Origin of the sequence: Sedimentibacter sp. (genome assembly GCF_033447055.1) — a bacterium.
Classification (GTDB): domain Bacteria; phylum Bacillota; class Clostridia; order Tissierellales; family Sedimentibacteraceae; genus Sedimentibacter.
Genome location: NZ_JAWQJF010000149.1, coordinates 1 through 8,959, shown reverse-complemented (window position 1 = coordinate 8,959; position 8,959 = coordinate 1). Strand labels below are relative to the sequence as shown.

7 protein-coding genes and 1 pseudogene are annotated in these 8,959 nt (G+C 32.4%); 7 read left to right on the top strand and 1 reads right to left on the bottom strand.

The window, feature by feature from the left end; genetic code table 11:
- The 3 genes from SA378_RS10275 to SA378_RS10265 all read left to right on the top strand — a co-directional run.
- A partial coding sequence (locus SA378_RS10275; RefSeq protein WP_318525897.1) for an SDR family oxidoreductase occupies positions 1-528 on the top strand: 528 nt, incomplete at its 5' end.
- An 81-nt stretch (positions 529-609) separates the two neighbouring features.
- Positions 610-1,896 carry a GntP family permease gene (locus SA378_RS10270; protein ID WP_318525896.1) on the top strand — a complete coding sequence of 429 codons (1,287 nt, stop codon included), beginning with the start codon at positions 610-612 and terminating at the stop codon, positions 1,894-1,896.
- Positions 1,897-1,989: 93 nt separating this feature from the next.
- Complete coding sequence (locus SA378_RS10265; protein WP_318525895.1) at positions 1,990-2,934, top strand: 3-hydroxyacyl-CoA dehydrogenase family protein; 945 nt, start codon at positions 1,990-1,992, stop codon at positions 2,932-2,934.
- A gap of 119 nt (positions 2,935-3,053) precedes the next feature.
- Here the strand turns inward: SA378_RS10265 and ychF are convergent, their stop codons facing one another.
- Positions 3,054-4,145: a redox-regulated ATPase YchF gene (ychF, locus tag SA378_RS10260; protein WP_318525894.1), complete on the bottom strand. Its 1,092-nt coding sequence runs from the start codon at positions 4,143-4,145 to the stop codon at positions 3,054-3,056.
- 206 nt (positions 4,146-4,351) lie between these two features.
- Between ychF and SA378_RS10255 the strand changes: the two genes are divergently transcribed.
- From SA378_RS10255 to SA378_RS10240, 4 genes and pseudogenes are all read left to right on the top strand, one after another.
- On the top strand, positions 4,352-5,032 hold the full coding sequence (locus SA378_RS10255; protein ID WP_412178697.1) for a single-stranded DNA-binding protein: 681 nt from the start codon (positions 4,352-4,354) through the stop codon (positions 5,030-5,032).
- Between the two features lie 88 nt (positions 5,033-5,120).
- Positions 5,121-7,295 (top strand): annotated as a pseudogene (locus tag SA378_RS10250) (DNA topoisomerase III).
- Between the two features lie 47 nt (positions 7,296-7,342).
- Positions 7,343-7,984 (top strand): hypothetical protein, encoded by a 642-nt coding sequence (locus SA378_RS10245; protein ID WP_318525892.1) that lies wholly within the window; start codon positions 7,343-7,345, stop codon positions 7,982-7,984.
- 111 nt (positions 7,985-8,095) lie between these two features.
- A partial coding sequence (locus tag SA378_RS10240; RefSeq protein ID WP_318525891.1) for a DNA-3-methyladenine glycosylase family protein occupies positions 8,096-8,959 on the top strand: 864 nt, incomplete at its 3' end.

Genomic DNA, 8,959 nt, shown 5'->3' with positions numbered 1-8,959 from the left:
GTTCTTGTAAATGTTGCAGGCATACAAACAGTAACTACTATAGAAGATTTTCCAGAAGATAAATGGGATTTCATGATGAATTTAATGCTGACAGCTCCATTTTTATTAACAAAATACGTATGGCCTACAATGAAAGAACAAGGCTGGGGAAGAATTATAAACTTGAATTCAATTCATGGTTTAGTAGCTTCAGAATTTAAAGTTGCCTATGTTTCTGCTAAACACGGCCTTGGAGGACTGACAAAAGTTGCTGCTTTAGAAGGTGCTAAATATGGTATCACTGTAAATTCAATTTGTCCTTCTTATGTAAGAACACCATTAGTAGATAAACAAATTGCTGATCAAGCAAAAACTCACGGAATACCAGAAGATCAGGTTATTTCTGATATTATGCTCCAAAAAGCTGCTGTTAAAAAATTGTTAGATCCTAAGGATGTTGGAGAAGTTGCCAAATTTCTATGTTCAGATACAGGATCTTTTATTACAGGTTCCATGTTCACTATTGATTGTGGATGGACTTGCGCATAATACCTTTAGGAGTGCAGCTTTAGAATTTAAACTAAAGCTGCCTCAACATAATAATAAAATACAAAAATAGGAGGAAAATTTATGTTTGGAATTATTTTAGGATTAGTATTATTGATGTTTTTAGCTTACAGAGGCTACTCGATTCTTTGGGTGGCTCCAGTCTGTGCCTTGGTTGTAGGATTAACAGGTGGTCTTGGTCCACTTGAAATGTACAAAGATACTTATATGACAGGTCTTGCTGGTTACGTTAAATCATGGTTTCCTGTATTCATGCTGGGAGCAATTTTTGGTCATTTAATGGATTACACAGGTGCAGCTAAATCAATAGCTCATTGGCTTACTAAGACTCTAGGACCTAAAAGAGCAATTATCGGTGTTGTAGTAGGTTGCGGAGTATTGACATACGGTGGCATCAGCTTGTTTGTCGTTGTATTTGCAATGTATCCATTGGCATTGGAACTGTTTAGAGAAGCTAATATTACAAGAAAGTTAATTCCTGGAGCTATAGCTCTTGGCTCATTTACTTTCACAATGACAGCAATTCCTGGCACTCCACAAATTCAGAATATAATTCCTACTAAATATTATGGAACTACTGCAACAGCAGCGCCTATAATGGGTATTGTTGCAGCACTGTTTATGTTTATATTAGGAGTTTTGTGGCTTCAATACAGAGAGAGAAAATTCACTGCTGCAGGTGATGTGTTTACAGAACCAAAGAATAAAGAAGCTGTAGAAGTTGACTACAGCGCTTTGCCAAATCCATTTTTATCTTTTCTCCCATTAGTTACTGTTATAGTAACAATGAACGTATTCAATTGGGATATTATTATAGCTTTATTATGTGGTATTATATTATCAATGATTATAAGCTACAATAAATATCAAGGATTTACTAAATCAATAAGCAATGGTGCAGTTGGTTCCATAACGGCAATATTAAATACTGCAGCAGCAGTTGGATTTGGTACAGTTGTAAAGTCTGTTCCAGGTTTTGCAGCTCTTACAAAATTACTTCTTAATGTACCAGGTACTCCATTGATTTCTGAAGCTGTAGCAGTAAACCTGTTAGCAGGTGCTACCGGTTCTGCATCAGGAGGTATGAGCATAGCATTAGAAGCATTGGGAGAAAAATACATGGCTATTGCAGCGCAAACAGGAATCAGCCCAGAAGCATTCCACAGGGTAGCTTCATTAGCATCAGGCGGTCTTGATACTCTTCCACACAACGGAGCAGTTTTGACGCTTCTGGCAGTAACCGGATTGACTCACAAGGATTCTTACATAGACATTTGTATGACATCTTTAGTACTTCCAATAGTTGCCTCTATACCAGCTCTGATTTTAGGAAGTTTAGGAATCTATTAACAAAGTAATCAGAGAAATGAAATAAGATGTGGCAATGGCTGCATCTTCATTTCATGTAGCCCTTTGGAAGAATATATTAGCAGGAGGGAAATTTTGAAATTAGAAAATATTAAAAAAATAGGAATTGCAGGCGGAGGAACAATGGGTTCCGGCATTGCACAAATATTTGCACAAAATGGCTATGAAGTTGTTGTAACCGACATTGCAGAAAAGTTTTTGGAAAATACCAAAAGAATTATATTGCTTAACCAAAAAACTTTAATAAAAGAAGGGCTACTCACTGAAGAAGAAGCTCAAAAATCCTTGGCCCAAATTTCATATTCAACTGATAAAAGTGTATTTGCAGATGCGGATATGATTGTTGAAGCAATAATTGAAAAGATGGATATTAAGCAGGATTACTGGAAAGAAGTTGAAGGAATCACTAAGGATGATTGTATTTTTGCAACTAATACTTCAGGATTAAGCATTAACGGCATATGTCAGAAGATTGAAAACAAAGGAAGATTTATTGGAATGCACTGGTGGAATCCTCCACACATCATTCCTTTAATTGAACTTATTAAAGCTGACGAAACAACTGAGGAAACTGTGCAGTTATTAAAGGAACTAGTTGCTAAAATAGGCAAGGAATCAGTTGTTGTATTAAAGGATGTAAACGGGTTTATAGGAAACAGAATTCAATTTGCTGTTTACAGAGAAGCTTTAAAAATAGTACAAGATGGTATTGCCACAGTTGAAGATGTTGACAAAGCCATGAAGTATGGCCCTGGTTTCAGATATCCTGTATTGGGACCTTTTGAAACAGCTGATTTAGGAGGCCTTGATACTTTCTATTACATTTCAAGTTATCTGTTCAATGAATTAAGCGATGAAAAGAAACCGACAAAACTTCAGCAGGAATTAATGGATAATGGTAATTTAGGAGTTAAAACAGGTAAGGGCTGGTATGATTACTCTGATGGAAAAGGCGAAGAAGCTATGGCAAGAAGGGATAAAAACTTCTTCAAGATGCTGAAACACATTCATAATGATTAAAAATGTTTAATTATAAAAGCTCACTTTTAACTTAACTTAAAAGTGAGCTTTTTAATATCGGGGACATTCCTCTTACCCTCAGAGACTCGCCCTGTAAAAAGAGGCGTGTCCCCATACCTCTATACATTAAATCTGAACAATACAATGTCTCCGTCTTCCATTACATATTCCTTGCCTTCAAGACGCATGAGACCTTTTTCTTTTGTTGCATTCATTGAACCGTATTTTACTACATCATCATACTTAGTAACTTCTGCTCTGATAAAGCCTCTTTCAATATCTGAGTGAATTTTACCTGCTGCCTGGGGTGCTTTTGTTCCTTTTATAATAGTCCATGCTTTTGATTCCATAGGACCTGTTGTAAAGAAACTTATTAATCCCAAAAGATGATAGCTGGCTCTAATAAGTTTATCAAGACCAGATTCTTCTAAGCCTAATTCCTGAAGAAATTCTTTTTTTTCATTATCGTCAAGTGCTGAAATTTCTTCTTCTATTTTTCCACATACTGTTATTACTTCTGAATTGTCAACAAGAGCATGCTGTTTTACTTCATCAACATATTTGTTGGCAGAAGGATTATCTAAATAATTTTCATCAACATTAGCTACATAAAGAACTGGTTTTGCTGTAATTAAATTAAATGTTTTAAGTAGTTTTTGCTCTTCTTCAGTGTAGTCTAAAAAGCGAGCTTGCTGTTCATTTTCTAATGCTTTAACTATTTTTTTTGTCAATTCAAATTCCGGCTGAAGAGATTTGTCGTTTTTAATTACTTTAGAAAGCCTTTCGAGTCTTTTGCTCATAACTTCTAAGTCTGCAAGTACGAGTTCTAACTCTATAATTTCTATATCTCTTTTAGGGTCAACAGTATTTTCAACATGTATTACATTTTCATCATCGAAGCATCTTACTACATGTACAACAGATTCAACTTCTCTAATGTGGGATAGAAATTTATTTCCAAGACCTTCACCTTTGCTTGCACCTTTTACTAAGCCGGCTATATCAAAAAATTCTATAACTGCTGGAACGGTTTTGCCCGAACTGCTCATCTTCGTCAAAAAATCCAATCTCTTATCAGGAACATCCACAACACCTATATTTGGCTCAATTGTACAAAAAGGATAATTTGCAGATTCAGCTCCGGCTGAAGTTATTGCATTAAATAATGTACTTTTGCCTACATTTGGAAGTCCTACTATACCTAATTTCATATTATCGTCCTTTCTTTTCTAATAAAAGCACAGATTGCAAAGGAATATTCTTTCATTTTTATTAGTTTTCCGCAACCCGTAACTATGTATTATTTCAAAATATTATATAACATAAAAAATTAAACTTCAATAATTTTTTATCATATATTAATTTTGTTTGAATATGATGAAATATATAAGACAAATTTTAGGGGGAAAAAATGTATATGAACGATAAACAGATGCAGTCAAATTATATAAGGATAGTTGGTAAAATAAACAGTAATTTGGAATTTAGCCATGAAGTATTTGGAGAAAAGTTTTATGAATTCTATTTAGAAGTTCCTAGGTTAAGTGATACCAAAGATTTGCTTCCTGTAATAATATCTGAGAGGATAATAAACGATATAAGTATGGAAATTGGTAATTATCTAGTCATTGATGGGCAGTTCAGATCTTATAACAGATATGAAGATACAAGCAATAAATTGCTTCTGCGAGTTTTTGTAAGAGATATTTTAGTTCCGGATGAATATGAACTGGAAGAAATTAAAAAACATCCTAATGAAGTTTTCTTAAACGGTTATTTGTGTAAAGAAACAAAATTTAGAACTACTCCATTTGGAAGAGAAATAACAGATATGCTTATTGCAGTAAACAGATCATATAACAAATCTGATTACATACCTTGCATTGCATGGGGGAGAAATGCAAGGTACTGTGAAAAATTAGAAGTTGGTGATCATGTAAAACTTTGGGGAAGAATTCAAAGCAGAAAGTATCAGAAAAAAAATGACAGCGAATCATATGACACAAAGACAGCATATGAAGTATCTGTTACAAAATTAGAACATATAAAAACAGAAAACAACAGAAAAAAAGATGAAGATAATATTGAATTGGAATAATACTGCAATACATACATCAAATAAAATAGATTTTTAATTTTACAATATTGTGATACAATAATACAAACAAAAGAAAAGGAATAATAAAATGATATTAGTTTTAGCAGAAAAACCTTCCGTAGGGAAGGATATAGGAAAAGTTTTAAACTGCAATAAAGGCGGAAATGGATATGTGGAAGGAAGTAAATATATTGTAACTTGGGCTCTTGGACATCTTGTTACACTTGCTGATCCTGAAAGTTATAATTCGAAATATGCTCATTGGGAATTGGAAGATCTTCCAATTATACCGGGTACAATGAAAATTGAAGTAATAAAAGATACTAAAAAGCAATTTGCAGTTGTGAAAAGTCTCCTTGTGAGAAAGGACGTAACTGAAATTGTAATAGCAACAGATGCCGGTAGAGAAGGAGAACTTGTTGCAAGATGGATTATTGAAAAATCAGAAGTTAAAAAACCTTTTAAAAGGCTTTGGATTTCTTCAGTAACAGACAAAGCCATAAAGGACGGATTTAACAACTTAAAGGATGGGAAACTTTACAACAACCTTTATGCATCAGCTGTAGCTAGATCTGAAGCAGACTGGATAGTAGGAATAAATGCAACAAGAGCACTTACATCAAAATATAATGCGCAGCTTTCTTGCGGGAGAGTTCAAACTCCGACTATCGCAATGATTGCTTCACTCGAAGATGAAATTCGTAATTTTAAACCTTTACAATTTTATGGTATTGATGCATTAACAAAAGGGTTTAAGTTCACGTGGCATGATAAGAACAATGAAACAAAGACATTTAATAAAGAAAGATGCGATGATATTATTCAAAAAATCAAATCAAAAGTCTTAGTTATTTCAAATGTTTCAAGAAACAAAGCATTATCATATGCACCTCTTCTTTATGACCTTACGGAACTTCAAAGAGATGCAAGCAACAAGTATGGATTTTCAGCAAAAGAAACATTAACTCATATGCAGACATTGTATGAACGGCATAAAGTTTTGACATATCCAAGAACAGATTCAAGGTATTTAACAGAGGATATTGTTGATACATTAAAGGACAGAGTTAAAGCGTGCAGTGTAGGACCTTATGCAAAAATAGGATTTAAAATAAGTTCTCAACCTATAAAAGGAAGTAAAAATTTTGTTAATAGCAGCAAAGTTTCAGATCATCATGCCATAATACCTACAGAACAAACTGTGTTTTTAGGTGCTTTGTCGGACAAGTAAAGAAAAATATATGACTTGGTTGTTAAAAGGTTCTTAGCAGTGCTGTCAAAGCCTTTTGAATACGAGAAGATTGTAATATCAGGGAATATAGGCAGCGAAGAATTTGTATCTAAGGGAAGAATAACATTGTCCATGGGATGGAAAGAAGTATACGGGGATTATGAAGATGAAGAAATTCTCGATGATTTTCCAAAAGATATACTTAATGAACTTCGCATTGGAAATACAATTCAAGTAACTTCTGTAACAAGAACTAATGGTGAAACAAAGCCTCCGGCTAGGTTTACTGAAGCAGGACTATTATCTGCAATGGAAAATCCGGTAAAATTTATGAAAAATGCAGATAAAGACTTGAAAAAAACCATCGGAGAAACAGGTGGTTTAGGAACAGTTGCAACAAGAGCTGAAATTATTGATAAGTTGTTCAACAGCTTTGTTATTGAAAAGAAAGATAAATATATTTATACAACTTCAAAAGGAAGACAACTTCTTGACCTGTCTCCTGCTGATTTAAAATCCCCGGTTCTTACAGCTAAATGGGAACAAAATCTCAATGACATCGCTAAAGGAAATTTGGATAAAAATAAATTTTTAAATGAAATGATAGATTATACAAAGACAATAATCAAAGAAATAAAAAACAGCGAGAAAAAATATACTCATGATAATGAAACAAAGTCCAGATGTCCTGAATGCGGAAATTATTTGCTTGAAGTTAACGGTAAAAAAGGAACAATGCTTGTTTGCCAGAATAGAGAGTGCGGTTACAGAAAAGGTGTTGCACAAATAACAAATGCAAGATGTCCGAATTGCCATAAAAAGCTTGAACTTCGAGGAGAAGGAGAAGGCAAAATTTTTGTGTGCAAGTGCGGCTTTAGAGAGAAATTGTCTGCTTTTAATAAGCGAAAAGAAAATGAAACATCTTCCATTTCAAAAAAAGAAGCATCAAAGTTTATTGAAAAACAAAGTAATAAACAAGATCAAGTTATTAACACTGCTTTAGCAGATGCTTTAGCTAAATTAAAGCTTTAAGATTTAAAATTTTTAAATAGATAATTTAACATATGAGGAGAATAGCAATGGAATATGTAGTATTTTTTATGGTTGCATTTTTATTAATTGTTTTTTTGAAAATGAAGAGACAAGTAGACCAAATAAATCTTTTAAGCAAATATCTCTATATACAGAAAAGACCTGATAAATATATTGAACAAATGGATGCAATTTTATCAAGAAAATTAAGCCCAAAAAATATTATTATTAACAACATTCAAAAAACAACAGGTTTGTTTTATGCAGGTAAATTCCAAGAGGTGATTGACTTAACAAATGAAATCAATAAAATGCCTAAAAACTGGGAGCCTATTTATTATCAAAATTTAATTTTAAGTATGGTTTTCATGGGAGAGACCAAAAAAGCAGAAGAAATCTATGAAAAAGCAAATCCTATTTTTGAAGAATATGAAAAGAACGATTATTATAAAGAATTTATTGATATTGTAAAAAATGTAGTAGATTTTTATAAAGGAAACACTTCAAAAGATTATTTTGAAGAATTGGCAAAATCAGGTGCGAATGATTATAGAAAATCATTCGGATATTATTTTTTAGGAAAAATCAATAAAAAAGAAAATAATATGAGTGTAGCTAAAGCTAATTTTAAAAATGCTATGGAGTATGGAAAAGGGAGTTTCATTGAAGATTTTTCAAAAACTGAGTAGGGGTATGAAGGAGACAAAAATGTATTTTTCTAATAGTTTTTGTAGCCTTTATTTTACGTTTTTCAAATAAAAGAGGATGTTTAATAGAACATTTATAAAGAAGGAATTCATATGATTGTTGATGAAAAGAACAATAAAATTATAATTGAAGATATGAAAGATTTCAATATTTGTCATATTTTTGATTGTGGGCAATGTTTCAGATGGAACAAAGAAGAAGATAACACTTATACAGGTGTCGTGGGTGATAAAGTTATAAATGTTGGACAAGTAGGTTCAACAGTTGTGTTTAACAATGTGAATGCGGAAGATTATGACAATGTTATTAAGAATTATTTTGATTTAAATACTGATTATAAGGAAATTAAAAATTCAATAAATACTGATGAAATAATTAATAAAGCAATTGAATTTGGATACGGTATAAGAATTTTAAATCAGGATGAATGGGAAACAATGATATCATTCATGATTTCAGCTAATAACAGAATACCTATGATAAAAAAAGTAATAGAGAATTTAAGCATAAGTTTTGGTGATTTTATATGTAATTACAAAGGTAAAGATTATTATTCATTTCCAACTGCAGAACAGCTTTCAAATGCATCATTAGAAAAAATTCAAGATTGCAAGGCAGGTTTCAGAGCTTCTAGAATTAAAGATGCAGCTACAAGGTTTTTAAAGGAAAAAGATATAATTTATAATATAAAAAATACAAGCTATGATGAAGGACTTAATTATTTAAAAACTTATTGCGGAATTGGCGACAAGGTTGCTAACTGTGTACTTTTATTTTCAATGAAGCAATTTGATACATTTCCAGTAGATGTTTGGGTCAGAAGGGTAATGCAGACATTATATGTTGACAGAAACACAAATGATAAGGAAATACGAAAATTTGCGGAAAATAAATTTGGCAGTCTTTCAGGATATGCACAGCAATATTTGTTTTATTATGCTCGTGAATTGAACATC

Excerpts from the sequence above, each read along its gene's own strand:
- ychF (WP_318525894.1), bottom strand. The coding sequence starts at position 4,145 with ATGAAATTAGGTATAGTAGGACTTCCAAATGTAGGCAAAAGTACATTA.
- SA378_RS10255 (WP_412178697.1), top strand. The coding sequence starts at position 4,352 with ATGAACGATAAACAGATGCAGTCAAATTATATAAGGATAGTTGGTAAA.
- SA378_RS10245 (WP_318525892.1), top strand. The coding sequence starts at position 7,343 with ATGGAATATGTAGTATTTTTTATGGTTGCATTTTTATTAATTGTTTTT.
- SA378_RS10270 (WP_318525896.1), top strand. The coding sequence starts at position 610 with ATGTTTGGAATTATTTTAGGATTAGTATTATTGATGTTTTTAGCTTAC.